Raw genomic sequence first — 26,954 nt, forward strand, 5'->3', positions numbered from 1 at the left:
TGTCTAAGGAGGCGCCTTTGGACCGGCAGGGGTGAGCCCGGCTATTCGCCAAGCTCACCGATATCGCAAACAGGGGGCATTCCCGCGTGCCTTCTGTTGCCCTGTCGGATGCCAGTTCCACTCAAGCTTTGGCGTATTGTCACTCTTGCCAGAACGTCTTGGACACCTTGCGACGCGCGCTGCGGGTCTCGCGCTTGGCGAAATCCTCCATGCCGTCCGTAGCGAAGCGCCCGGGCTTGCTGTCAAACGGTTGGAGGGGAACTTCGAACGCCATAGCCGCGGGCACCGGGAGGTCAGCACTCTTATTGAGGACAAACTTCGACCGACGCAGTGTCACGGGATTCTTCGCCGCGACAACCGCGATCAATGCTTCGACTTCCTTGTTGAGATCAGCCGGCTTGCAGATTCGATTGATCAGGTCATATCGCTCCGCGGTCTTCGCATCGAACAATTGACCGATCAAATTCCATTCCTTCGTCTTGCGGCGGCCAGCAAATTTTTGCAGCCGCGTCACGCCGCCCCAGCCTGGCGTGATATCCCAATCGATCTCGGGCATACCCCAGCGGCTTCGATCGGTCGCGATCACGAAATCGCAGGTCAAAGTGAGCTCGAGGCCGCCGCCCGTGCAAACCCCGTCAACAGCCGCGATCGTGATGCAGGTGAGATCTTCGATCGTCTGCGCCGTTTCCTGATACTGACGGCACTGCCAGTACGGATCGTCGTCATTCCAGCTCAAAAAGTCCTTGATGTCGTCACCAGCACAGAACGTATCTCCGGCCCCTTGGAACACGAGAAACCGGCATTCCCGGTCCTTCTTTACAGCGCGAACGGCGTTCGCAAGTTCTTCAGACATCTCGCGATCGAGAGCGTTGTGGACCTGAGGTCTGTTGAAGGTGATCCGAGTGATCGTTCCTTCGCGCTTGAAGATGATGTGCTTGTACTGTGACAAGGGAGTCTCCTGCTGATTGATGGTTGCGTAACGCTACTAACGGGATGATTGATACACAAGTTAGTAGCGTTGCGCAACTATCTTTGTGCCGCGGTTGCTTCTCCTGCCCGCAAGGCGGCGATCCACAAAGAGCGCCCGCATCGGTGTGCTTGGCAGCGGCCCTCTCCAACCGGCAGACACCCGATAGGGGTCTACAAGGCCCGCGCAATCCTGTGGCGCGCGCCACACCAAGGTGCGGTACAGCGGCAGAAACGGCAGGAAAAACGTGCGATCCGTGCCCGCTTCTGCTAGCAACGATATCCGAATGACAAACGTAGAATCACGATCCCGCCCCCAGATGGCTGACGAAACCTCTCCGTTGGATCGTGCCTTGCGGGCGATTGGTGATCCCTGGAGTTTCCTGATCCAGCAGGAAGCCTTCTTTGGGGTTCGCCGATTTGGTGACTTTCAACGCAACTTGAACATTGCCAAGAACACGTTGACCGACCGTCTGTCGTTGCTTGTCGAATTTGGTCTGCTGGAAAGGAAAAGGCTGCCTGATCGTTCCGACATCCATGAATATCGCCTCACGGCGCGCGGGCTGGATACTTACCCCTACGCCCTGTCGCTGATGAGGTGGGGCGACGACTGGCTCGCCGGGAAGGATGGTCCTCCCGTCATCCTGTCGCACAAGACATGCGGTCGTGTGCTGCGTCCGAAAGCGATCTGCTCGGCTTGCAAACGGGAAGTAAACGCGGAGGATATTCAAATAAACCTCGGCAATCTTGCCGAGACTGCTCGCAAGGATGTCGCCCAGGTCAGGGTCTCTTCACGCCCGGAGTTGTACACCGCAGGGCGGCCAACGTCCGTCAGCCGAACATTGTCTGTCATTGGTGACCGCTGGGGCTTCTTCGTCTTATGGTTGGCCTTGGCCGGGGTTACAAAATTTGAACACTTCCATAGCATTCTAGGTATCGCGAGAACGACCCTTACAGCGCGGCTGAACCATTTCGTCGAGCGCGGATTGCTGGATCGTCTCGAATATCAATCACGACCGCCTCGGCACGAATATCGGTTAAGTGAGAGCGGCAAGGCGATTTGCCCTGTTCTATTAACCCTGCACGACTGGGGCCTTCGCGGTCTCCATAAGCACGCCCCAAGGACTTCGGTCCTTCACAGATCTTGTGGTCAGCCCCTACACATCGAAATAGTTTGCGTCGCGTGCGGCAATCCACCTTTGCCCAAAGACGTCGAAGTTAAGCAGGTCCACCTGGTTGCTCCTCGTGCGCGCAAGGCGCGCCCTCCTGCGATTACTTCGAAGAAGGGCGCTCGCCGAGCCAAGGCATGATGGCACAACGCACTAGCTAGGTCAGTTTCCGCGGTCCGAACCTGACATAATGTCACCGAAGATTTCCCAGCGTTCTCCTTTGAGCCGAGCCGTTCGCATATCCTTCATCGGTGCAAAATCCGTTGGACTCGTGTTGAGGGCAATGCCCGGCAGCAGCATGTCCGGCTTGAAATCCTTCAAGTTGGAAGCCTGTCGCATGATATTTGCTCGCGTCAGGTCGTTGCCGCACTGCTGCAGAACCTTCACCATCGTCTGAGAGATGACATATGCGTACACGACAAAGTAGTCGTTCTTGTCCGCCTCGGGCGCATACTTCGCAAGAAAGGCATCGAACCTTTGCTTCGCCTCGTCATTTGCCCATTGCGGGTCCAAAGGGTCTTTCAAGTAAACGGTCGAGATGATCCCTTGGGAATTTTCGAAGCCTGCAGGACGAATGACCGTACCGATCGATGCTCCGATGCTGGATAGAATGAAGAGCGGTTTCCAGCTCAGCTCGGAGATCTTACGAATTGACTGAGCGGCGACCTTCGGCAACGCAATCGAGATGAAGGTGTCTGCTCCACTCGCCTTCAGCTTCACAATATGTGAATCAATGACAGGCTCTGATATTTCGTAGCTTTCTTCCGCCACGATCATGGAAGCCTTGTCCCCGAGGCCATCTTTGAGACCCTTCAAGTAATCCTTGCCGAGGTCGTCGTTCTGGTAGAGCACCGCGATCTTGGCGTCTGGTTTTGTCGTTAGGATGTATTTCGCAAAGATGCGCCCCTCGGTCTGGTAATTGGGCTGAAAGCCCATCGTCCAGGGAAACTCTGCAGGGTTATTCCAGCGTGTCGCGCCCCCGCCGACGAATAGCTGCGGTACGCGCTTCGTGTTCATGTATTTTTGAATCGCTGCGTTCGTTGGCGTCCCAACAGGATTGAAGATCAGGAGCACCTCGTCGCTCTCGACGAGCCTGCGAGCCTGCTCAACAGTCTTTGGTGGGCTGTAAGCGTCGTCATACGAAATGAAATTGATCTTGCGGCCGTTGACGCCCCCTTCGTCGTTTATTTTTTGAAAGTAAGCGGCTTCGACCTTTCCAATGATGCCGAGGCTGGAGACAGGCCCGCTATACGCCAGAATGTTGCCGATCTTAATCTCGCGATCGTTGGCGCCGATGTCGTATTTGCTTTGCGCGAACGTATCGCTAGGGCTCAACGCAAACATGGCTAGCCCAGATGCCAATGCCGCAAAAACTCGTGCTCGCATCGTTGTCCTCCCTGATCGGCCCGCAGGCGAGCCGGTTGCGTAGCGCTACTATATCTGATAAGTAGTCTTACGCAACCCATCCGTTCAACGCTTTGCTGGACCAAGGTCGTGGAAGACAACGCTCGGTTACGCCTCAGCCATTTTCAAGGGGAGCAGTCGCAGCCTCTGATCGACGCGACCATTGGCGCGGCGCTCGACGATGTCGCAGAACGCTATGGGGATCACATCGCGCTCGTCGTTCGACATCAACAGGTACGATGGAGCTATCGCGATCTGAAGCGTTGGGCCGACGGTTTCGCTGCGGGTCTATGGCAGGCTGGGCTGCGACCGGGCGACCGTATTGGAATTTGGGCGCCAAACTGCGTCGAGTGGACGGTGACGCAATACGCCTCAGCAAAAATTGGCCTGATACTCGTGAATCTCAATCCGGCCTATCGGGCCGCGGAAATTGAGTACGCCCTGACAAAGGTTGGTTGCAAGGCACTGGTATTTGCGCACTCGTTCAAGAGCAGCCGCTATCTGGATATGCTTCGAAGCCTTATCCCCGAAATCGGCAAGTCTCGGTCCGGTGAACTTCATTCGGCAGCAATGCCTGAACTTAGATTGTTGATATGCACGGCGCTCGAGTGTCATGACGGCGTCATTCGGTTCCAAGATGTCGCCGAGAAGGGCTTGCGGGTGGTTCGCGAAGGCTTTGCATGGCCAAGGGGGCTCAAGTCTTCTGATCCGATCAACATTCAATACACGAGCGGCACAACTGGAGCACCTAAAGCGGCGATACTCAGTCACCGTGGGCTACTCAATAACGCGTGGTTCACGGGACAAATTTGCGGGACTTTAGAGGGCGACGCCATCTGCGTGCCCCTTCCTCTGTTCCACATATTTGGCATGCTGACCGGCAATCTGCTTGCAATGCTGCGGGGCGCGAAGATCGTCCATCCTGGTGACGCTTTCGATGCCGACAGCGTGCTGAGCGCGGTGGAGGATGAGCGATGCACTTCTCTTTATGGCACGCCAACGATGTTCGTCTCCGAGTTGGCCAGCCTCGAAGAGCGTCCTCGCGATCTGTCATCACTTCGCACGGGGATCATTGCCGGTGCCGTAGTTCCGATGGAGCTTTTGCGCCGAGTCATGACCGAGATGAATATGACAGGCGTCGTAAACGGATACGGCATGACCGAAACCAGCTCGGCCATCATGGTGACATCGCCAACGGACACAGCGGAACGACGAGTAACCACCGTTGGACGCGTCGTGCCTCACATCGAGGCGAAGATTGTCGACCCGGCCGGAACGACCGTTCGAATCGGCGAAGCAGGAGAGATTCTCGTTCGAGGTTATTCCACGATGCTGGGATACTGGGGCGATCCCGAAACGACATCTAAGACGATCGATCCGGAAGGCTGGTTGCGTACCGGCGACCTCGGCATGTTCGACGAGAGTGGTTACGGCAAGATCGTCGGGCGCATCAAGGACATGATTATCAGGGGCGGCGAGAACATTTCCTGCGGCGAGATAGAGGAGTTTCTACTCCTCCATCCGGCCATCGAGAGTGCCTGCGTGGTCGGAGTGCCAGACGACAGGTATGGAGAGGAGCTTTGTGCGTGCCTTAAGCTGAAGGTGGGCTCACATGTCAAAGAGCGCGAGGTCCAGGAGTTCTGTAAGGGAAAGATCTCCCACTATAAAATTCCCAGATACGTTCGATTTGTTGATGACTTTCCTCTGACAACGAGCGGCAAGGTCCAAAAATTCCTTCTGGCTAAATCCTCGGCTCAACTTCTGGGGTTAATCAACCCCGACCTGTAAAGCTCGCTTGGCCTGGAACCTTCGGATCGTTGCATCTTGCGGTCTACGCCGACTTGCCGATGTCATCGGCGCGACGTCCAACCTGTTCGGGTCGGCCTCCTGTCTGGGTGGGTGCGGCTGATGCTGGTTGGTTGATCCAATCATGGAGATGATGATAACTAAGGTTCCGGACACCCGTCTGCCCTCGGTCAGCGCCACTTCATCTAGAGCGTCTCGGGAGAATGGTCTGAATCTCGGTGCGTGATGACGAATAGCTGGGAGACTCGCAAAGGATCGGCTGACGGACAGCGGTCGCCCATGCGCAAGCGTGGCCGCGAACGGCTTCACCTTCTGCTCGATGCTACAGCCGAATTGCTGGCCGAGAGGCTCGACGAGGATATCAGCCTGGCTCAGATCGCGGAGAGAGCTGACGTGCCTCTCGCCTCGGTCTATCACTTCTTCCCGAACCGAAATGCAGCATTCGTGGCATTGGCGCAGCGCTATCATGAAGACATCGCCGCGCGTGCCCGGGGACCCGTTCATCCTCCGCCCCCGAGTTGGCAGGAGTACATCGCCAACAATCAGAAAGTCGGCGCCGCCTATCTGAATCGCAATCCCGCCGCGTTGCGCCTGTTCATGGGTGCCGGTGTCAGCGTCGAGGTTAGAAACACCGATCTCAGCGGCAACGCCGAACTCGCAAGGCAACGAACCGCCTATCTGCGCGCGACATTCGACATGCCCAACATGCCGGACCTCGAGAAGTGGGTGGCGGTTTCCATCGCGCTCGTGGATGGAATTTGGGCGCTGTCGTACAGCCTGCACCGATCCATCACCCCGGAGTATCTCGCGGAATCGATCAGGTGCGCCACCGTTTATCTGCGGTGCTACTTGCCGGAAATCGTCGAGCGGCGCCGGCCCTGAGCAACGGCCAGCGCGCCAAGCCACAACACGCAGCAAGACTGTTTACGACCTCGACCGCCGACCCCTCCGGTTGGTCCGGGAGCGGCGGACTTGCGCTGGCCAATTGGGATGTGCCGTGGCACTTGGGCTTTGAATAGTCATATGTTTTTCGACTAAATGGCTTTGACAAATGCCTTGGAGCTACATGGCTGCTTTCCATGTGGACATGGTCGTGGTCGAAATATTGGCGTAAATTATGCGGTTTTCCTTTATGTCGATGAAATTTCAGCTAATCCTGACGCGGCGGGGTTGCTCAAAAACTCGACTTGATAATCGAAATTACTATCAATATTGTTTCGGGATGGATCGGCCCGGGTGATCCATCATTTCAGGGGAGGGGTCATGAATCGACGAGACTTTCTGAAGGTCGCAAGTTCGGCCGCCGCGGCCTCGGTCGCCGCGCCCAACCTCGCCTTGGCGGCTGGCGAGAAGGTTCTGACCTTCGTTCCGCAGTCGGATCTGACGCTGCTCGATCCCGTGCAGACGACCGGCCTCGTCACCCGCAACCACGCACTGATGGTGTTCGATACGCTCTACGGCGTCGATGAGCGTTTCGAGGCGCAGCCGCAAATGGTGGCCGGTCACCAGATTGAACACGACGGCCTGCGCTGGACGCTGACGCTTCGCGAGAACCTGAAGTTCCACGATGGAGAGCCGGTTCTGGCTCGAGACGCCGTGGCCAGCATCAAGCGCTGGTGGAGCCGCGACGTTTTCGGCGGAGACCTGCGCGAAGCGACGGCCGAGCTCAGCGCGGCTTCCGACAACAAGATCGTGTTCGAGCTGAAGAAGCCGTTTCCCATGCTGCCCTACGCGCTGGGCAAGCCGTCGAGTGTGTGTCCAGTGATGCCCGAGCGCCTGGCTCAGACGCCGGGGACCGAGCAGGTCAAGCAGATGATCGGCAGCGGGCCGTTTCAGTTCGTGCCCGAGGAGCGCGTCGTCGGATCTCAGGTCGTGTACAAGCGGTTCGACGGATACGTGCCTCGCTCGTCCGGCCAGCCCAGCTTCATGGCCGGACCCAAGGTCGCCCATCTCGACCGCGTGATCTGGCGCGTCCTTCCCGATGCGGCAACGGCGGCGGCCGCCCTGCAGGTCGGTGAGGTCGACTGGTGGGAGCAGCCGACGCCGGATCTGCTGCCGCTGCTTGCCAAGCGGCGCGACCTCAAGGTCGAGGTCAAGGATACCGGTGGCTACCTCGCGATGATCAGGCTGAATCATCTCGTTCCACCGTTCGACAATCCCGCCATTCGACGCGCCATTCTGTCAGCCATCGGCCAGTCCGAATTCATGACCGCCGTGATGGGCACCGATACGGATTACTGGAAGGACAATGTCGGCTTCTTCCTGCCCGGCTCGCCCTTCGCCAACGATGCCGGCATGGACGTTTTCGCTGGAGCGCCGAACTACGCCAAGGCAAAGCGCGACCTTCAGGCCGCTGGCTACAAGGGCGAGCGTATCGTCTTCGTTGTTCCGACGGATCTGCACGCGCTCAATTCCATGAGCCTGGTCGCTGCAGACATGTTCCGAAAGATCGGGATCGAGGTCGACTATCAGGTCTCGGATTGGGGCACTGTCCTGCAGCGCATCGCTTCGCAGCGTCCCCTCGATCAGGGTGGCTGGAGTGCGTGGTGCAACTACGTACCTGGCGCATCGGCGATCAATCCCGCGGCGCACTCCTATCTGAGGGGCATCGGGCGAGCCGGCACGTTCGGTTGGCCGCGCAGCGAGAAGATCGAGCAGCTGCGCCTGGAGTTTCTGTCGGCGCAGGATGAGACGGAGCGGATGCGTCTGGTGCGCGAGATCCAGGCGCAGGCGATGCAGGACACTCCCTATTTACCGCTCGGGTACTTCGCGCAACCGGCTGCGTACTCGAAGAAGCTCAGTGACATCCCTGCCGGCTTCTCACAATTCTACGGTGTGAAGAAGGCTTGATCTTCGAAGCCGGTTGGAGCGCGACGACGACGCCCCGACGGACGTGGGACAACTGCCATGGGACGGCTGACGACATGAACGATCTGCACGCCGAAATGGGGTACGCGACCGCCCTGGAACTGAGGGAGCAATATCAGCGCCGGGCGCTTTCTCCGGTGGAAGCCGTCTCGGGCATCCTGCAACGGATCGAGGCGCTCGATCCCGCCATCAACGCATTCTCGGCGCTGATGCGCGACGACGCCTTGGCTGCCGCCAAGGAATCCGAGCGGCGCCTGCGCAATGGAGACGCGCGTCAGCTCGAAGGTGTCCCCGTCACGATCAAGGATGCCTTCGACGTCACGGGCTACGAAACGGCGACCTGTACGCACGCGGTCAAGGGCGCCATTGCCGGAAGTGACAACGTGGTCGTCGCGCGGCTGCGCGAGGCGGGGGCGGTCATTCTGGGCAAGACAACCATGTCCGAATTCGGCTGGTCGGGCATCAGTCGCAATCCGGTGACAGGCGTGACGCACAACCCGTGGAAGCGGGGCTTCAATGCCGGCGCGTCGTCCGCCGGCGCGGGCGCTGCTGCCGCAGCCGGTTTCGGGCCGCTGCACGTCGGCTCGGACGGCGCCGGCTCGATCCGGATGCCATCGCATTTCTGCGGTGTGTTCGGCCTGAAGCCGACGTACGGACGGGTCCCCTACGTGCCCGTCTCCAACAACGATTACGCCACCTATATCGGTCCGATGACGAGAACGGTGGCCGATGCCGCGCTGATGCTGGAGGTCATGGCCGGCCCGCATCCGCTCGACCACACGTCCTGCGAAGCACGCCCGGATGCCTATCTCGCGAAGCTCAGAGCCTCGATGAAGGGCAAGCGCATCGCGTTCAGTCCGGACCTCGGTCACGCCCGCGTCGACGGAGAGATCGCACAGATCGTCGAATCCGCGGTCAAGCTCTTTGCCGGGGAGCTTCAGGCAGAGGTGGAGAACGTAACGCCGTCGTGGGGGCCGCTCGGACCGGAGCTCGGGCGTTTCTTCTGGACGGTTCTCTGGGGGAGGCGGGCGGGACTGCTGCCGGAATGGGAGAGCCGGATGGGAAGCGACCTCGTCGCCTGCATCCGCGCGGGAGCCAACTATTCCGCGACCGAGTTCATCAACATGCGCGAGCGAAAGTTCGCATACATCGCGCAGATATCGAGCTTCCTCGAGGACTGGGACTATCTCGTCACGCCTGTGGCCTCTGTTGCGGCTTTCCCTGTTGAGCGGGTGAGGCCGGAGCATTGGCCCCAGCATGACTGGGATTGGCTCGAATGGGCCGAATTCCTTTACCCCTTCAACATGTCGAGCCACCCCGCAGCGAGCGTGCCCTGCGGGATGACCCGCACGGGTCTGCCCGTCGGGCTGCAGATCGTCGGTCGGCGCTTCGACGATCTCGGCGTCCTGCAGGCCGCCGCCGCCTTCGAGGCGGCGATGCCGTGGAAACAGCTTCGTCCCCAGATCGCTGCCGCGGCCTAGCGGCGGCCGGCATCGACGAACTCCGCGCGGGTAAGGCGCGTGCTTCCTCTACTCAGACGGACACTTTCATGAAGAGAAACTCCAAGGATTCCGAACTGCGCGAACGCGCCCGGCAGGTCATCCCAAAGGGGATGTATGGTCACGAGTCGGTTGCCTTGCTGCCGGAGGACTTCCCGCAATTCTTCGCGCGGGCCGAAGGTACCTATCTCTGGGACTGCGATGACAATCGCTATGTCGACTACATGTGTGCCTTCGGTCCCAATCTGCTCGGCTATCGGCACCGTGGCGTCGAAGAAGCCGTGCGAGCCCAGGCCGCCATGGGAGATACGATGACCGGGCCGTCCGAGGCCATGGTCGTGCTGGCCGAGGATCTCGTATCGATGATCGGCCATGCTGCCTGGGCGATGTTCTGCAAGAACGGCAGCGACGCAACCTCGATGGCGATGGTCACGGCGAGGGCGTATCGCGATCGCAACAAGATACTGGTTGCGAGGGGGACCTATCACGGCGCGGCGCCCTGGAACACGCCCAACCCCAAGGGAATCACCGCGGAAGACAGGGCCCACATCGTCTATTTCGACTACAACGATCTCGACAGCGCGGCGGACGCGTTCCGGAAGGCCGACGGTGACGTCGCCGGCGTGTTCGCGACCCCATTTCGGCATGAGACCTTCGCCGACCAGTACGCGCCTTCGGCCGACTATGCGGTCGGGCTGAGAAAGCTCTGCGATGATGCCGACGCGTTGCTGATCCTCGACGAGGTGCGCACCGGTTTCCGGCTTGCGCGCGATTGCAGCTGGTCGGTTCACGGCGTGCAGCCCGATCTCAGTGCGTGGGGCAAGGTGCTCGCCAACGGCTATCCGATCTCGGCTCTCGTCGGCTCGGAGAAGGTGCGCAGCGCCGCGTCCGGCATCTACGTGACCGGTTCCTTCTGGTTCTCCGCTGTGCCGATGGCGGCGGCGATCGCAACGCTGCGGGAGATCAGAACGACCGATTATCTGGAGCGGATCATCGCCAATTCCGCGCGGCTGCGGGCGGGCATCGCCGCCCAGGCTTCCGCACATGGCATTCCCGTTCGGCAGACCGGCCCCTCGCAGATGCCGCAGATTCTGTTCGATGACGATCCGGACATGCGGAAGGGCTATTTCTGGACCGGCTTCGCGGCTCGATCGGGAGCCTATCTGCATCCCTATCACAACATGTTCTTCAACGCCGCCATGACGACGGACGACGTCGACAACACGCTCGACATTACCGACAGGGCATTCGCCGAACTGAAGCGGCAATTGCCCACCTTGCCCGCCCAATCGAACGAACTCCTCCTTCTGCGCCTCGCGTCGCAACCGAAGAGGAACTGATGCTGGCCTATGTCCTGCGTCGCCTGATGGCAACCATCCCCGTGATGGCGACCGTCGCGCTGTTCGTCTTTTCGCTGCTCTACGTGGCGCCCGGCGATCCCGCGCTCGTGATCGCGGGCGATCAGGCCACTCCCGCTCAGATCGCCCACATCAGAGCGAGCCTCGGTCTCGATCGTCCGTTCCTGATCCGATTCCTGGAATGGGTTTGGCAGCTCGTACATCTCGATCTCGGCAACTCGATCTTCACGGGATTGCCGGTCAATCGGTTGATCGGCGAACGCCTCGAGCCGACACTGTCGCTGATGGCGGTGACGTTGATCTTCGCGATCTCGACCGCGGTGCCGCTCGGCGTGGTCGCCGCGTCGAAAGCCGGGACCTGGATCGATCGCACCATCATGATGTTCGCGGTTTTCGGCTTCTCGGTGCCGATCTTCGTGGTCGGATACCTGCTGGCACACGTCTTCGCGCTGGAATTCGATTGGCTTCCGGTTCAGGGATACACATCGATCACCAAGGGGCTTTGGTCTTGGCTGTCGCACCTGATCCTGCCTTCGTTCTCGCTCGGATGCGTCTACGTCGCGCTGATCACGCGCGTCACCCGCGCCACGATGCTCGAGGTCCTTCAGCAGGACTATGTGAGGACGGCTAGGGCTAAAGGGGTCGGACAGACCAGGGTGTTGTTCGTTCACGCGCTGAAGAATGCCGCCGTGCCCGTCGTCACGGTGATCGGGATCGGCGTCGCCCTCCTGATCGGAGGCGCCGTGGTGACGGAAAGCGTGTTTGCTCTTCCCGGCCTCGGCCGGTTGACCGTCGACGCGATCCTGCGTCGGGATTATCCGGTCATTCAGGGTGTCATCCTCCTGTTCTCCTCCGCCTACGTGCTGGTCAATCTCGGTGTTGACCTCGTCTACACCATCGTCGATCCGAGGATCCGGTATTGATCACGCCATCGTCATACGCTTCCTCATTGGCGGCGCCACATGGGGGCATTGCACTGCGGACTTCGGCCGCGTTCAGGACGGTGCGGCGGCATCCCACGATCGCCGTCGGCGGAGCGCTGCTGGCTTGCATGGTCCTGATCGCGCTGTTTGCACCCGTTCTCGGGACGGTCGATCCGGGCGCCCTCTCGCCAATGCTGCGGACCCGCGATCCCTCGGCCCAATTCTGGTTCGGGACGGACATAATGGGTCGGGATGTCTATTCGCGGGTCCTCTATGGCACGCGGGTGTCTCTGGTCGTCGGCATCTCAGTTGCCGTCTTTGCCTCGATCGGAGGGCTCCTGGTCGGTATCGTCGCCGGGTTCTCGCGCAGGGCCGATGCGATCATCATGCGCCTGATGGATGGCCTGATGGCCATTCCGGCGATTTTGCTCGCCGTGGCGCTCATGGCGCTGACCCGGGGTTCGATCGGCAACGTCATTCTCGCAATTACGATCCCCGAGATTCCACGCGTGGCACGCCTCGTTCGTGGTGTCGTGCTCGGCCTTCGCGAGCAACCCTACGTCGATGCCGCCGTGGCGGCCGGCACCCGGACTCCGAAGATCCTGTACATGCACATCCTGCCGAACACGTTTCCGCACCTGATCGTGCAGGCAAGCTACATCTGCGCGTCTGCGATGATCGCGGAGGCAATCCTGTCGTTCATCGGTGCCGGAACGCCGCCGATCGTGCCCTCTTGGGGCAACATCATGGCCGAGGGACGCGCGCTCTGGCAGGTCAAGTTCTACATCGTGATGTTCCCGGCAATCTTCCTGTCCCTCACAGTTCTCGCTGTGAACTTGCTGGGCGACGGTCTTCGCGACTCGCTCGACCCGCGATTGGCCGGCCGGCTCTGACGAAGGAGATCAGGTGCAACCGCAGGGGACAGTCATGTCGAACATTGCCACGGCTCCGAGCTTGCCGCGCGCAGCAGCGTGCGGATCTGGAAAGGTCCTCGAGGTCTGCAATCTCAACGTCGCGTTTCGCGTTGACGGCGGGTGGAACGAGGTGGTGCACGACGTCTCCTTCGACGTGGCCAGAGGTGAGACCGTCGCCGTGGTCGGAGAGTCCGGATCCGGCAAGAGCGTCACCGCGCTGTCGATCCTGAGATTGATCGGCGCTGGCAACGGCCGCGTCGGCGGCAGCATCAAGCTCGATGGTCGGGACCTCCTTGGCCTTTCCGAGTCGGAGATGCGGGATGTTCGCGGCGACAAGATTGCGATGATCTTCCAGGAGCCGATGACCAGCCTCAATCCGGTGCTGACCGTCGGATTTCAGATCTCCGAGGCCTTGATCACCCATCGCGGCCTCTCGCGCCAGGCGGCTGACGCCGAAACGATCCGTCTTCTGGAGAAAGTGCGGATTCCCGCCGCGCGATCGCGTCTGAGCGAGTATCCCCATCGTTTCTCCGGCGGCATGCGTCAGCGGGTGATGATCGCCATGGCGCTGGCATGTCGTCCGAAACTGCTGATCGCGGACGAGCCCACGACTGCGCTCGACGTCACGATCCAGGCTCAGATCCTTCAGCTCATCAAATCGCTGCAGGAAGAAGAGGACATGGCCGTCCTTTTCATCACCCACGACATGGGCGTGGTTGCCGAGATCGCCGAGCGAACGGTCGTCATGTATCACGGGAACGTCGTCGAGACAGGAGCGACCGAGGAGATATTTGCCTCGCCCAGACACGGCTATACCCGCTCGCTGCTGTCCTCCGTGCCGAAGCTCGGGTCCATGCTGGGACGGGAACGACCGATGAGATTTCCGGTCGTCGACAAGCAGACGGGCCAGATCGACGCCCCCGACGATATGCCGGATACCGTGGTCGCATCGCAGCGTCCGGTCCTCGAGGTCGTCAATCTCACGACCCGGTTCGACCAGGCATCGGGCCTCTTCGGCAGGTTGTCCGGCCGGGTCCACGCCGTCGAGAACGTGTCGTTCAGCCTGAGGCAGGGAGAGACACTGGCTCTCGTCGGAGAGTCAGGCTGCGGGAAGTCGACGACCGGACGGTCGATCATGGGGCTGACCAAGCCTAGTTCCGGCGCCATCATGATCGACGGGCAAGACGTCTCCGGCTTCTCGGATCGGGAGATGCGCGAGCTGCGAAAAATGCTGCAGATCGTATTCCAGGATCCCTTTGCGAGTCTCAATCCGCGGCTCTCCGTGAGCCGTTCCATTGCCGAGCCTCTGGAGGCGCATGGGTCCTATCGGCAGCAAGAGGTCCGGGATCGGGTCGCCGAACTCCTCGAACTCGTTGGGCTGAGGCCCGACATGGCGAGCCGCTATCCGCACGAGTTCTCCGGTGGCCAGAGGCAACGGATCTGCATCGCGCGAGCACTCGCGCTCGAGCCGAAGATCATCGTCGCTGACGAAGCGGTTTCGGCCCTCGATGTGTCGATCAAGGCGCAGGTGATCAACCTCATGCTCGGCCTGCAGGCCAGGATGGGACTGGCCTATCTCTTCATTTCGCACGACATGGCGGTGGTCGAACGCGTCAGCCATCGCGTGGCGGTGATGTATCTCGGAGAGATCGTCGAGATCGGTCCGCGGGCCGGGATCTTCGGCAATCCTCAGCATCCCTATACCAAGCGCCTGCTTGCTGCGGTCCCGATTCCGGATCCGGCACGGCGGCTGCAACGGCGCACGCTATCCAGCGACGAGATACCCAGTCCGGTCCGCGCGGTCGATTTCGTGCCGCCGCAGCGGAGCTACATCGAGGTGTCCCCCGGGCATTTCGTTCAGACATCGTCGGACGACTGGGGTGCGACCTCGGTCGCGTGACGGGCGGACGCCGGCAGCTGGCGTGTCCGCCACCGCAGGAGCAGGCCCATCGTGCCGCTTCCGCGCATCAGTTTTTTTGAAGGAGACAGACGGTGGCCCATAGCGAAGCAGCGGATCAATGCGCAAGTTGGCTGAACGAGTTCGCCGAGCGTCTCGCGGGGCGTGATCCGAAGCGGGTGAGGTCGTTGTTTCACGAGGCGGCCCATTGGCGCGACCTGTTGGCGTTCTCCTGGTCGATCATCACCGTCGAGGGAGGCCCTGCCATTCAAGACATGCTGGCGCGCTGCGTTGAAGCCGCGAATCCGCACGCCTTCGCGCTCGAGGACGGTCCGCTTCCGGGTGCGCAAGGGTCTCTGGAGGCGTGGTTCCGGTTCGAGACGACGACGGCCAATTGCCGCGGCCATATTCGCTTGAGAGACGGCCGCTGCGTCTCCTTGTTCACCTGTGTGGTTGCACTCAAGGGGCATGATGAGAAGCTCGGTGCCGCGCGCGACAAGGGTGTCCAACATGGTGCGTTCGCGGGCCGAAAGTCGTGGACCGAGCGACGGCGCGAGATCCAGCGCGAACTCGGTGTCTCCACGCAGCCCTATTGCCTCATCATCGGCGGCGGACAGGGTGGGGTGACGCTTGCGGCCCGATTGAAGATGCTGAACGTCCCCACCCTCGTGATCGACAAGCATGCAAGGCCGGGTGACGCTTGGAGGGAGCGCTACAGGTCGCTGTGCCTTCATGATCCCGTATGGAACATTCACTTGCCGTATCTGCCCTTTCCGGACCATTGGCCCGTGTTCACGCCCAAGGACAAGATGGCTGACTGGATCGAGGCCTATGCGCAGATCATGGAGCTGGACATCTGGAGCTCCACTGAGGCGACTTCGGCGGCGTACGATGCTTCGAGCCGCGAATGGACGGTCACCGCGAAGCGTGCGGGCGAGACCGTCACGCTTCGGCCCAAGCAATTGGTTATTGCGACCGGGATGTCCGGAGCGCCCCACATTCCAAACTATCCGGGCGCCACCTCCTTTGAAGGTCTTCAATTTCACTCCAGCGCCTATCGCACCGGGGAGGGCTTTGCGGGAAAGCGATGCATCGTGGTGGGCTCGAATAACTCGGCGCATGACATCTGCGCGGATCTCTGGGAGCACGGGGCCGACGTCACCATGATCCAGCGCTCTTCCACTCTCGTCGTTCGCGCTGCGACCATCATGAAGTTCTTTTCGAGCAAGCTGTATTCGGAAGAGGCGCTGAAAGCGGGCATCACCACGGAATGGGCCGACTTCATTGCGGCATCCCGGCCCTACGCCTTGCTGGCCGAGGCCCATAAGGCGGTCTATGACGAGATCAAGATCCACGATGCCGAATACTACGACCGCCTTGCCAAGGCTGGCTTCATGCTCGACTTCGGCGAGGATGGTAGCGGCCTCTCGATGAAGTATATCAGGCGCGGATCCGGGTATTACATCGACGTCGGCGCTTCTGAGCTGATCATGGACGGGCGCGTCAAGCTGAAGAGCGGCGTCCATATCGAGCAGGTCGAAGCCAACGGGGTCATGCTGAGCGACGGCGCCTCGTTGCCGGCTGATCTCATCGTCTACGCCACCGGCTTCGATCCCATGGAGCGTTGGATCGAACAGTTGATATCGCCCGATGTCGCCCGCTCTGTCGGCCACATCTGGGGCTTGGGATCGGGCACCCGGCGCGATCCCGGTCCATGGATGGGCGAGCTTCGCAATATGTGGAAACCGACGCGCCAGCAATCGCTCTGGGTGCAAGGCGGAAATCTCCAGCAGGCCCGGTTCTATTCGAAGCTGCTTGCCATCCAGATCAAGGCGCGGATGGAAGGAATTCCGACCCCGGTCTACGATCCGATGGTGTTCGGCGCCGAACTGAATCCGCGTCACCTCGCCTGAACCGCTGCTCGTGGCGTGCTTGATAACGCGAGGGAGCCTGGATGAAGCTCCTTCGGCGGTTCGGGCCTGGTGTCACGGCCTGCCGGCCGGGTTGAGCAACTCGATCGTCTTCACGATTCGACGCGCGAACTGGCTGGTCAGATTGGCATCTCCGAGCAGCAGGTTGAACCAGACGGCGCCGAATACGAAGTCGACGATCATCTCCGCGTCGAGCGTGCTCGGCAGCTCGCCGGCCGCGATTGCGTTGGTGATGAGCGTCTTCGCAGCCTCCCTGCGGGGCTCGACAATCTTCTTCAAGACCAGCTTCCGCATGTCGGGATCGCTTTGAGCCTCGACGACCACGCTCTTCAGGATGTTGGCATATGTCGGGTCCTGAACGCGCTTGGTGGTCTGCTGGAGAACCGCGAGCAGATCGTCGGGAAAGCCGCGGCCCAGCGCCGGTTCCGGCCTGTCGAGCCCGTCCATGTACAAGTCCACCAGCAAGGCGCCCTTCGAGGACCACCGCCGATAGATCGATTGCTTGGCGACTCCGGCACGCGCTGCGACGCCTTCGATCGAGAACGAGGCGTAACCCTCATCGCGGATGAGATCCCTCGCCGCGTCGAGGATGGCGCGGTGGACGTTTTCGTCCCGGGGACGCCCGGCACGGCCAGCGGTCTTTTTCGGCATGGCAGATCCTATTGACATACGCAACGTACCGTATTGTAATTGTCCGGCGGAGTCGAGAAGGGACCTCGCGGGGTTGGGGGTTCTGGGTTCATGAGTGGCTCTCGAACGTTAGTCCTGCTGGAGAACACGGTCGGTCACCTGCGAAGGCCGAATCCGCTCGTGCATTATCACACAGTCCCGCACAGTGAAGGGATCCGTCTCTTCGCGGGCCGGGGTCCGCGCAATGGGGCCGCGGAGCAGGCGGCGGCGTTCGCGTCTGCCTTCCCCCGCACGCTTGCGGAACGTCCGGTCCGTCGCCGCGTGAAGCCGGGCAACGACGTGCGGTGCTCCGCGAAAGCTACGACCCCGCCGCTATCCCAACATGTCCATTAGAGCGAGGAGATACTCATGCAGATGACGCCGACGCGCCGTGCCTTTCTCTCATACGCCGCCGCACTTGGGGCCGCTCCGATCCTGCCGGCCGTGGCACAGAAGACCGGTACCGTGACCATGGGCGTGATAACCCCGACCACTGGCACATTTGCCTATGCCGGCGACTTGGTGGCGCGCGGCGCCGCCCTGGCGCTCGAGATGCACGGGAGCAACGTGCTCGGCACCAATGTTCGTCTGCTGACCCGCGATGACGAGGGAAAGCCGGCATCGGGCGTGCGGCGCGTGCAGGAGGCAGCGACCAGCGATGGCATGCGGTACTTCATCGGCGCCTATTCCAGCGCGGTCGGACTTGCGGAATCCGAAGTCGCACAGCGGGAGAAGCTGCTGCAGTTCGCAGCGGGCGGGTCGGAGGACTTCACCGGGACGCGCTGCGGACGATACACGTTCCAATGGTCGGCGCATCCCTACACGGCGATCCGCGCCACGCTGGAATACGTCAGAAAGAGCTTTCCTCAGAAGAAGACGATCTACACGCTCACCGCCGACTACGTCTTTGGTCATGCGCTGCTGAAGTACACCAGGATTGTCGCCGCGGAGCTTGGTTTCGAGCTTGTCGGGAACGACAATCATCCGTTTGGGGAGCGTCAATATACCCAGTATCTCACGAAGGTCGTCGCTGCGAAGCCGGACATTCTGCTCTTGAACACGGCCGGCGCCGATGCGGTCACGGCGATACGCCAATTCGCCAACTTCGGTGCCGACAATATTTCCGTGGTGGGACCCTGGACGCTCGAGGTCGATCAGCTCGCCGAACTCGCTCCGGAGATGCGAACAGGATTGATCCTGGGCCAGAACTACTACCCCGATGTGGACACGCCCGCAAACAAGGAGTTCGTGGCCGCCTACAACAAGAAGTTCGCGGCGCTTCCCGGATATTCCTCCGCTTACGCCTATGACGCCATCCGGACGCTGCTTCTCGCCATGGAGAATGCGAACAGCGTCGAGGTTCCGGCGGTGATCAAGGCGCTCGAGCGGATGTCGTGGGATGGTGTGCTCGGCCGAATGTCGATCGATCCGAACACCCATCAGCTGGTCAGGCCGTATTTTGTCGCGCGATGCAAGCCCGCGAGCGCCATGCGTCACACCGCAGATTTTGCGGAGATCGTCGCCACCGGCAATGCGCCCCAGCCGTCGCAACTGAACGAATGCAAGCAGATGCCCGAGCTCTAGCTGTCTCGGGCGGGCGACTGCGACGAAGGGGGAAGACGGATGCTTTGGTTGGTTTCGGCGCAACTCGTCAACGGCATTGCGATCGGGATGATCTATGCGTTGATGTCGTTCGGGCTTTCCATCATCAAGGGGCTGTTGAACATTCCCAATTTCGCTCATGGGGCGCTGTACGCGCTCGGCGCGTACATATGTTATTCGGCCGTGTCGATGGGGCTTCCATTTGCGCTGGGTCTGCTCGCGGCCTTCGCAGGGGCTGCGCTTGCGGGCTGGGCATTGCAGCGGTTTGCGATACAGCCCGCGAGCAAGAGCGGATATCTCGCTCAGCTCGTCACGCTGTTCGGTGCCGCGCTGGTGATCGAGCAAATGCTCCTGATCGGCTGGGGTACCATCGGCCTCAGCTATTCGCCGCCGCCATTGTTGCGGGGGGCGGTCAATCTGGGCTTCACCGTGGTGCCGAAATACATCGCTTTCGCGAGCGTGTTCTCCGCTCTGGTGATCGTCTCCGTCTGGCTGCTGATCGAGCGGACAAAGTTCGGCGCCTATCTCCGCGCCGGCATCGAGCGGCCTGACACGACGAGGGCGCTTGGAATCAATGTGGATCTGCTGCTGGGGGTGGGGATGATGATGGGGGCCGGTCTGGCCGGTCTCGCCGGCGGGCTTGCACTGCCGCTCGTCGGCGCGACCTCGACGATGGGGGGCGACATGCTGGGTATCGCCTTCGTCGTGCTCGTCATCGGCGGCCTCGGCTCCCTTTACGGTTCGGTCGCAGCCGGCGTTCTGGTCGGCGTCGTCCAAAGTCTGACGGCAATTGCCGCTCCAGCCGCAAGCACGGCGATTATCTACGCCGCGATGATCGGCATCCTGCTGTTCCGACCACAGGGGTTGTTTGGCGAACGCTGATGGGCGCCGGTCGCGCCATCGGCGAAATCCACGGTTGGGCCATTCGAGTATCATGGAAGCACTTTGACAAAGATGACCGAAGAATCTCTCGCGGCGAGCCAGGCGATCCCGAGCGTGAAGGCGGGACGGCGAACTTTCGCTCTCCTCAAGGCGTTCGCCGCCATCGCCGCGGTTTGCGTCTTGCCGCTCGTCATGCCCATCAACATCGCCACGGAGATTCTGATCTATGGCATGTTTGCGATGGCCACCAACCTGTTGATCGGGACTGCCGGCCTGTTCTCCTTTGGACAGGCTGCCTTCTTCGGCGTGGGCGGATATGCGGCCGGCTATTTCCTGGCCCACGGCTGGACTTCGCTGCCGCTCGTCCTGTTCATGGCCTTCGCGAGCGGTGGATTGCTCGCAGCGATGATCGGCGGACTGATCATTCGCCGGCTCGGCATCTATTTCATGATGCTGACCTTCGCCTTCAACCAGCTCGTCTATTACGTCATCTACTCCTGGCATTCGGTGACGGGGGGCGAGGACGGTCTTGCCGGCATTCGTCGTCCCGTCCTTGACCTGCCTCTGATCGGGTCGTTCTCCTTCGACGATAATAGAAGCCTTTACGGTCTGGTTTGTGTCCTCTTCCTGCTCTCGATAGGCGTCCTGGCCCGGCTGGTGCAGAGTCCATTTGGCCTGGTGCTTGCTGCTGCCCGCCAGAACAGCCGACGCACTATCTCTCTCGGCTATCACGTGCCGGCGCTTCAACTTGCGGCTTACGTGATCGCCGGCGCTGTCTCCGGGGTGGCGGGCGCGCTCTTTGGCATGCTGTACCGGATCATGCCCATCGATTCCGTCCATTGGGCCGCATCCGCCTATGTGGTGTTCATGGTCGTGATCGGCGGCCAACGAAGCATGCTCGGTCCCGTGATAGGCGCGGCCGTGTTCATATGGCTGCAGGGGCTGTTCAGCCTGGCCTGGACGCGATGGCCGCTGCTCCTCGGACTGTTCGTCATCATCATCATGACCTACTTGCCCCAGGGGCTCGTGGGCCTCGCCTCGCAAAGGTGGATGCGGGCGATCAAACGAGGCGCTCGGGTATGACGGCGGATATCGACGGGATCGCCTTGGCTGCCGAGGGGCTGTGCAAGCGCTTCGGAGGAAACACCGCTGTCGACCGGGTGAGCATAGCGTTCGCCAAGGGCCGGCTGCACAGCATTCTCGGTCCAAACGGAGCCGGCAAGACCACGCTGTTCAATCTCTTGACGCGGGATCTCCTGCTCGACTCCGGGACGATCCGCCTCGGCACGACCGATATCAGCCGGTTGACGCCGGACCGCGTGGCAAGAATGGGAGTGGCGCGTTCCTATCAGATATCGAGCGTGTATCCCGACATGAGCGTTCGCGAGAATGTCTGGATCGCGGCCTACCGTGCCCGGGGTGGAAATCCATTCGCGTTCTGGCGGCAAGCAACAAGCTTCCCGGAAGCGGGACAATGGGCTGACACCTGCCTGTCGCGCCTCGGTTTGTCCGAGATCGCGGATGTCTCGGTCAAGGAGCTGTCGTACGGCGATCAGCGTCTGCTCGAACTCTCCGTCACCCTCGCATGCGCGCCGCAGATCATCCTTCTCGACGAGCCGACCGCCGGACTGTCGCGCAAGGAGGCGGAACGCGTGAAGCGGGTGATCATGTCGCTCAAGGGCGAGTTCAGCATCATCATGATCGAGCACAATGTCGGCATTGTCATGGATCTGTCGGACAGCATCACCGTGATGAATCGCGGTGTCGTGGTCGCTCAAGGAAGCCCGGACGAAATTCGCGGGAACAGAGACGTGCAGGAGGCCTATTTTGGCAGTTGAGGAGGAGGCTCTGCTGAGCGTCGATGCCATCGACGTCCACTATGGCCGAAGTCAGGCCTTGTTCGGTGTCGGTTTCGAGGTGGGTCGCCGCGAGGTCGTTGCGATCGTTGGCCGGAACGGCGCCGGAAAGACCACGACGCTGAGGTCCATCATGGGCATCAATCCGGTCAGCAACGGCGCAGTTTCGTTCAACGGGCGCCGGATCGAGAAGCTGAGGCCGCATCAGATCGCGCGATCCGGAATTTCCTATGTGCCGGAAACGCGAGATCCGTTTTCCTTGCTGACGGTCGAAGAAAACATCATGCTCGGGTATCGTCCCGGTTCGCCTTACGATCTTCGTCGCATCGTTGGATGGTTTCCGGATCTGGCGGCATTGTTGAGGCGCCGAGGCGCGGAGCTCTCCGGCGGGCAGCAGCAAATGATGGTGATCGGCCGCGGTCTGGCGCTGGGACCCCAACTGCTGCTGCTCGACGAGCCTTCGCAGGGGCTGGCGCCGGTCATCGTCAAGAAAGTCGGAGAGATGCTGACTGCCCTGCGCGGAGAAGACTTGTCGATCGTTCTCGTCGAACAGAACATCGCCTTTGCACTTTCGCTCGCGGATCGCGTCGTGGTCATGGAGAACGGCGCCGTCGTCGATCGCCTCACCGCGGACGAAAGCCGGCAGGATCCGGAGCGGATCGAGCGCTATCTCGGCATCCATTAGAGATCTGCATCGCCGCTGCCCGCCGACGCATCGGCGTCAGCCACTTCGGCGCAGTGCAATTACGCATGCGGTCCCGGCGTCGAACCTTCAATTCGAGCTTGGAGCGGCCGCTCACCTACAACAAGAGGATATCAGATGACCGATCATGACGTCGATTTTGGATACGCGACGGCGGTTGAACTCCGGAACAGCTTTGCCCGGAGAGAGCTCTCCCCGACCGAAATCGTGTCCGCCGTGCTCGATCGAATCGATGCCGTCAATCCCATCGTCAACGCATTCTCCGTGGTGATGCGCGAGCAAGCGCTGGCATCCGCCAAGCAATCGGAGGCGTTGCTTAGCAGTGGGACGGCGAGACCTCTCGAGGGAATTCCAGTCACAATCAAGGACGCCTTCGACGTCGCCGGTCACGAGACGTCGACCGGTTCCTACGCCGTGAGGGGACCGATTGCGGCTGCCGACAACATCATCGTGGATCGCCTGCGGCGGGCCGGCGCGGTCCTGATCGGAAAGACGACCATGTCGGAGTTCGCCTGGTCGGGCATGAGTCGGAACCCGGTGACCGGCGTCACCCACAATCCGTGGCGGCACGGAATGAATGCAGGCGCCTCATCGGCCGGAGCCGGCGCCGCTGCGGCGGCCGGCTTTGGCCCGCTGCACCTTGCCTCCGACGGAGCCGGGTCCATTCGGATGCCGGCGCACTTTTGCGGCGTATTCGGATTGAAGCCCACCTTCGGGCGAATACCCTACGCTCCCGTCTCGAACAACGACTACGGTACCCATGCCGGGCCGATGACACGAACCGTTGCCGATGCCGCGTTGATGCTCGAGGTCATGGCGGGTCCGCACCATCTGGACCATACCTCGTGCGAGGCCCAGCCGGACGCCTATCTCGCCAAGCTGAAGGCGTCGATGAAAGGCAAGCGCATCGCCTTCAGCCTCGATCTTGGGCACGCCCGCGTTGACGCCGACGTTGCCGCAATCGTCCGCCGTGCCGCGTCGACTTTCGCCGACGTGCTGCAGGCGGACGTCCAGGAGGTGACGCCCGACTGGGGTCCGCTTGGGCCGGATCTCGGGCGCTTTTTTTGGAGCGTCTATAATGGGCGCCACGCAAAGCTGCTGGCCGAATGGGAAGATCGTATGAGCGCGGATCTCGTGGCATGCATCCGCTCCGGCACAAAGTTCTCCGCGGCCGATTACATCAACATGCGGGAGCGCAAGCTGGCCTATGTGGCCAGGATCGCGTCGTTCCTCGAGGACTGGGATTATCTCATAACGCCGGCCGCATCGGTCGCGGCATTCCCGGTCGAGCGGGTGAGGCCGGCGCATTGGCCGGAGCACACTTGGGACTGGCTGGCCTGGGCAGAGTTTCTCTATCCTTTCAACATGTCCAGTCACCCGGCTGCGAGCGTCCCCTGTGGGATGACCTCCGCTGGACTTCCGGTCGGCCTGCAGATCGTGAGCCGCCGGTTCAACGATCTGGGAGTCCTGCAGGCGGCCGCCGCGTTCGAAGACGCCGTACCGATGTGGCGGCAGCGTCCGATCATCGGTCGGTGTTGATGGATTCCATCAAGTCGCCGAAAATGTGCTCCCGTCCGGCTCTTTGCGGCGTTGTTCGCTCGTCTCCGCTTAGAGAGGTCGTAGTCTTTCAGCAGTTGCATTGCCCCGAGTAAAATTCGAACTCGCCCGGTAGGCGGTGGGTCGGTTCAAGCGGATGATTGAAGAAAATAGCGCAAGCTGGGCTGGTGTGGGGGAATGGCGGTAGCGCTCCAGGGATTCGAACCCCCGACGCATCGGATACATCGCGATCTACCACGGTGATGCGCTCTCACACGGCCTGGTGCTTCTATGCTGCTCAGCCAGCCGAGAAATGCAGTCGCCCTATATCGGTACGGTAGTAGGCCGTGTAGTACTCCGCCGGTTCGTCGTGCGTGGCAAAGCCAATCGATTCGATTGCAATCAGTGGCGTATTCTCCGCAACATCCAGGAGCCGGGCTTCTTCGGCCCCGGCCTTCACGGCCGCAAGCCACCGTTCGGCACGCCGCATCTTCAGGCCGAACTTGCGGAACAGCGTTTCGTAGAGCGATCGGTTCTCCAGCGGGATATGCTCGAGGCCCGGCGCGATAGCTGCGACGACCTTTGTATAAACAAGGATGCGTGGAACGCCATCGACGCTGAGGACACGATCGAGCCCTATGACCCAGCGATCGGAGGTCAGACGCAGCAGATGCGCCGCGCGTTCGGTCGCCTGCTCGAGCTCCTGACGAAGGATACGCCGCGACACCGATCGATTCCGCTCGCGCCACTCGCCGCTGAATCCGATGTTGGAACCGAGGAAGTCCTGATCCTCCCGACGGCTCGCGACGAAGGCGCCCTTGCCTTGCAGCTTGTAGATGACCCTCTCGAAAACGAGCTGGTTGAGCGCTTCGCGTATTACGGTTCGCGAGACGTTGAACTGCGCGCAAAGCTCCGCTTCTGAGGGCAGCCGTGCGTGTTCCACCAGCGGGGTGGTCGCGATCATGTTGAGGATGGCCGCCTTGACCTGAGACCAGAGTGGCGTCGAGGAGTTTCGGTCAGCCGCCTCGTAGGCGAGTCCGCGGGGGTGTGCCAAGCCGGACGTCTGATCAGACAATTCTACTACCCCCTCCAGGTTTGTATGAGCCGGCACCCAGGAACTTCGGAAAACAAGGGAGCCGGAAGATTGTGATTGAAGCTCCGAGGCCGATCTCATGGTCTGATCTGCCGCGTCTGGCTGCGAACATGCACATCGGCCTGGCTAGGTTGTTCTGACTACGTGGCGGCTCGAAAGCAACTGCTTCGTTGCGGCGATCTCATCGCGGATGCGCTCATCTGTCCAGCCCAGGTTGCACCCGACGATCGTCCCGATCTCGTCGATGACCGGCGTAGTGGCGTCGCCAAGCAGGGCGATGGAGGTTCTCCGCAGCAGAACGTCTTCGAGACGAACCACACGCTCCCGTTGAACCAGGAACGAGATCTCCTGTACGGAATAGCTGGGAAGATGGCGTAGCATGGTTTCGCCGGTGGCGGGCAGGTGCTCCAGGAAGGGAAGGGCGCGGGACCCGTAGCGGTCGAACAGCATTTCGACACGCTCGGCCGCCAGGCCGAACGACCGGCTGTGCTTCAGGATCAGACGGGTGTGCTCGGCCGGATCGGATCGCCAGCCGCGTCCCCCGCCGATCGTGACGTCGGCCGTGCTGACGCGGCGCGCAACGCCGAGCCGTGCCAGCACGGAGTCGCTGATCTGGGCCGCGCAGGCTCGATAGGTGGTCCATTTGCCGCCGACCAGGGACAGGACCGGAAATGGCCGCGCCGAGTTCGGTTCGAACATCCGCAGTTCGTGATCACGGCTGATAGCCCCCGCCACGGCACCTCTCGTCAATGGCAACGGTCGCACGCCGGCATACGCAAAGACGATTTGATCGTTGCTGATGGCCAGCCCCGGCAGGAATTCCCGCAGCGCCGCGTAGAGATAGTCGACCTCTTGCTGCGTACAGATGGGCTCATCGGGTTCGTCGGTCGGCATATCCGTCGTGCCTAGCAGCACGTGGCTGGCGTCGAGCGCGTAGACGAGGCAGATGCGATGGTCCTCCGTTTCGAAGTACAGCATGATGTCGCGAAGCTGCCCGGCAAGCGCCGGATGTCGCAGCACGAGATGTGAGCCCTTGGTGCCGCCGATCATGCGTTCGTGAATGTCGAGACGCTCGTCCACGCGGTCGAGCCAGGCGCCGGTGCAGTTGACCACAACGCGTGGCCGCACCTCATATGACGAGCCGCCGATGACGTCGCGCAGGCGGATCGCTCCACCGTTCATTCCAGTGACTTCCACATAGGGCAGTGCGACAGCGCCGGGGCAGGTCTCTTCCGCATCATCGAGGAGTTCAAGTCCGAGCCGCTCGGGCATCGTGACCTTGGCATCGTAATATTCCCCGATGGCACGGATGTCCGGTGCAAGGGCCGGCAAAACCTTGCGCTGTTCGCCTGAGGGGACGAAGCGATGGCGTGGCATGGTCCGCAAGGTCATGCCGAACAGGTCGTAGATGAGAAGTCCAAGCTTGACGACCAACGCGCCTTTCTGTCCGGGATTGCGCTTCAAATGCAGCAGGCGTCCAACGGCATCGAACACGCCGCCGGTCCAGCTGCGAAGTGGCACCCATACCCGGATCGGCTTCACCACATGAGGTGCGTTCAGTAGCAGCCGGTTGCGTTCCACCAAGGATTCCCGGACCAGCGACAGTTCTCCCGTTTCCAGGTAGCGCAGCCCGCCATGGATCAGCCGCGACGGTGCGGCGCTGGTGCCGGAGCAGAAGTCCCCCCGCTCCACGAGCAGGCTCGCGATGCCCTGCTGGGCCAGGTCGTGAAACACGCCGATGCCGTTGATTCCGCCCCCTATGATCAGGACGTCGGGACTTTCGATAGCCCCTTGACGCCCCAGCACGACCTCGCGCGCATCCATCGCAACTCCTCCCTTGCCTTTCGGGGCATGGTAAGAGGCGAAAACATATAATGA

The 26,954-nt window shown here is 61.3% G+C and carries 21 protein-coding genes; 16 read left to right on the forward strand and 5 right to left on the reverse strand.

What is annotated here, in order from left to right; translation table 11 throughout:
• Positions 1-139: 139 nt before the first annotated feature.
• Positions 140-949: an enoyl-CoA hydratase/isomerase family protein gene (locus SE92_RS31875; RefSeq protein WP_063202453.1), complete on the reverse strand. Its 810-nt coding sequence runs from the start codon at positions 947-949 to the stop codon at positions 140-142.
• A gap of 337 nt (positions 950-1,286) precedes the next feature.
• Here SE92_RS31875 and SE92_RS31880 point away from each other — a divergent pair, with 337 nt between their 5' ends.
• Positions 1,287-2,276 (forward strand): winged helix-turn-helix transcriptional regulator, encoded by a 990-nt coding sequence (locus SE92_RS31880; RefSeq protein ID WP_063202455.1) that lies wholly within the window; start codon positions 1,287-1,289, stop codon positions 2,274-2,276.
• Positions 2,277-2,297: 21 nt separating this feature from the next.
• On the opposite strand, the gene SE92_RS31885 is transcribed toward SE92_RS31880, so the two are convergent.
• Entirely contained in the window at positions 2,298-3,521 is a 1,224-nt protein-coding gene (locus SE92_RS31885) for an ABC transporter substrate-binding protein (protein ID WP_063202457.1), read from the reverse strand.
• A gap of 108 nt (positions 3,522-3,629) precedes the next feature.
• Here SE92_RS31885 and SE92_RS31890 point away from each other — a divergent pair, with 108 nt between their 5' ends.
• The 9 genes from SE92_RS31890 to SE92_RS31930 all read left to right on the forward strand — a co-directional run bounded on the left by SE92_RS31890 (position 3,630) and on the right by SE92_RS31930 (position 16,717).
• Complete coding sequence (locus tag SE92_RS31890) at positions 3,630-5,327, forward strand: AMP-binding protein (RefSeq protein ID WP_063202459.1); 1,698 nt, start codon at positions 3,630-3,632, stop codon at positions 5,325-5,327.
• A gap of 297 nt (positions 5,328-5,624) precedes the next feature.
• Entirely contained in the window at positions 5,625-6,227 is a 603-nt protein-coding gene (locus tag SE92_RS31895) for a TetR/AcrR family transcriptional regulator (RefSeq protein ID WP_063202461.1), read from the forward strand.
• Between the two features lie 381 nt (positions 6,228-6,608).
• On the forward strand, positions 6,609-8,195 hold the full coding sequence (locus tag SE92_RS31900) for an ABC transporter substrate-binding protein (protein ID WP_063202462.1): 1,587 nt from the start codon (positions 6,609-6,611) through the stop codon (positions 8,193-8,195).
• A gap of 74 nt (positions 8,196-8,269) precedes the next feature.
• Entirely contained in the window at positions 8,270-9,694 is a 1,425-nt protein-coding gene (locus tag SE92_RS31905) for an amidase (protein WP_063202464.1), read from the forward strand.
• Between the two features lie 68 nt (positions 9,695-9,762).
• The gene (locus SE92_RS31910) at positions 9,763-11,052 is read left to right on the forward strand and encodes an aminotransferase class III-fold pyridoxal phosphate-dependent enzyme (RefSeq protein WP_063202466.1); all 1,290 of its coding nucleotides are present in this window, start codon (positions 9,763-9,765) and stop codon (positions 11,050-11,052) included.
• A complete protein-coding gene (locus tag SE92_RS31915) occupies positions 11,052-11,993 on the forward strand; it encodes an ABC transporter permease (protein ID WP_063202467.1) in 942 nt (313 codons plus the stop codon). Before SE92_RS31910 ends, SE92_RS31915 begins: the two co-directional genes overlap by 1 nt.
• Before the next feature lie 47 nt (positions 11,994-12,040).
• Entirely contained in the window at positions 12,041-12,886 is an 846-nt protein-coding gene (locus SE92_RS31920) for an ABC transporter permease (RefSeq protein ID WP_245324838.1), read from the forward strand.
• A gap of 34 nt (positions 12,887-12,920) precedes the next feature.
• Complete coding sequence (locus SE92_RS31925) at positions 12,921-14,807, forward strand: ABC transporter ATP-binding protein (RefSeq protein WP_063202471.1); 1,887 nt, start codon at positions 12,921-12,923, stop codon at positions 14,805-14,807.
• A gap of 272 nt (positions 14,808-15,079) precedes the next feature.
• Positions 15,080-16,717 (forward strand): flavin-containing monooxygenase, encoded by a 1,638-nt coding sequence (locus SE92_RS31930; RefSeq protein WP_245324760.1) that lies wholly within the window; start codon positions 15,080-15,082, stop codon positions 16,715-16,717.
• A 72-nt stretch (positions 16,718-16,789) separates the two neighbouring features.
• Here SE92_RS31930 and SE92_RS31935 read toward each other — a convergent pair whose 3' ends face one another.
• Positions 16,790-17,386 carry a TetR/AcrR family transcriptional regulator gene (locus SE92_RS31935; RefSeq protein WP_063202475.1) on the reverse strand — a complete coding sequence of 199 codons (597 nt, stop codon included), beginning with the start codon at positions 17,384-17,386 and terminating at the stop codon, positions 16,790-16,792.
• 387 nt (positions 17,387-17,773) lie between these two features.
• Between SE92_RS31935 and SE92_RS31940 the strand changes: the two genes are divergently transcribed.
• The 6 genes from SE92_RS31940 (at position 17,774) to SE92_RS31965 (ending at position 23,986) form a co-directional block, all read left to right on the forward strand.
• On the forward strand, positions 17,774-18,988 hold the full coding sequence (locus SE92_RS31940; RefSeq protein WP_063202477.1) for an ABC transporter substrate-binding protein: 1,215 nt from the start codon (positions 17,774-17,776) through the stop codon (positions 18,986-18,988).
• Between the two features lie 48 nt (positions 18,989-19,036).
• Positions 19,037-19,888, forward strand: a complete 852-nt coding sequence (locus SE92_RS31945; RefSeq protein ID WP_198172836.1) for a branched-chain amino acid ABC transporter permease — start codon at positions 19,037-19,039, stop codon at positions 19,886-19,888.
• Positions 19,889-19,960: 72 nt separating this feature from the next.
• Positions 19,961-20,971 carry a branched-chain amino acid ABC transporter permease gene (locus tag SE92_RS31950; protein WP_063202481.1) on the forward strand — a complete coding sequence of 337 codons (1,011 nt, stop codon included), beginning with the start codon at positions 19,961-19,963 and terminating at the stop codon, positions 20,969-20,971.
• Positions 20,935-21,726 (forward strand): ABC transporter ATP-binding protein, encoded by a 792-nt coding sequence (locus tag SE92_RS31955; RefSeq protein ID WP_198172840.1) that lies wholly within the window; start codon positions 20,935-20,937, stop codon positions 21,724-21,726. The genes SE92_RS31950 and SE92_RS31955 overlap by 37 nt, the downstream gene beginning before the upstream one ends.
• Entirely contained in the window at positions 21,650-22,429 is a 780-nt protein-coding gene (locus SE92_RS31960; RefSeq protein WP_198172842.1) for an ABC transporter ATP-binding protein, read from the forward strand. The genes SE92_RS31955 and SE92_RS31960 overlap by 77 nt, the downstream gene beginning before the upstream one ends.
• Positions 22,430-22,564: 135 nt before the next feature.
• Positions 22,565-23,986, forward strand: coding sequence for an amidase (locus tag SE92_RS31965; RefSeq protein WP_063202484.1), 1,422 nt, complete (start codon positions 22,565-22,567; stop codon positions 23,984-23,986).
• Positions 23,987-24,281: 295 nt separating this feature from the next.
• Here SE92_RS31965 and SE92_RS31970 read toward each other — a convergent pair whose 3' ends face one another.
• Together SE92_RS31970 and SE92_RS31975 are read right to left on the reverse strand one after the other, a co-directional pair.
• Positions 24,282-25,058: a GntR family transcriptional regulator gene (locus SE92_RS31970; protein WP_198172844.1), complete on the reverse strand. Its 777-nt coding sequence runs from the start codon at positions 25,056-25,058 to the stop codon at positions 24,282-24,284.
• A gap of 144 nt (positions 25,059-25,202) precedes the next feature.
• Entirely contained in the window at positions 25,203-26,900 is a 1,698-nt protein-coding gene (locus SE92_RS31975) for a glycerol-3-phosphate dehydrogenase/oxidase (RefSeq protein WP_063202488.1), read from the reverse strand.
• Between the last annotated feature and the right edge of the window lie 54 nt (positions 26,901-26,954).

It is taken from the genome of Bradyrhizobium sp. AT1, assembly GCF_001590795.1.
GTDB lineage: Bacteria > Pseudomonadota > Alphaproteobacteria > Rhizobiales > Xanthobacteraceae > Bradyrhizobium.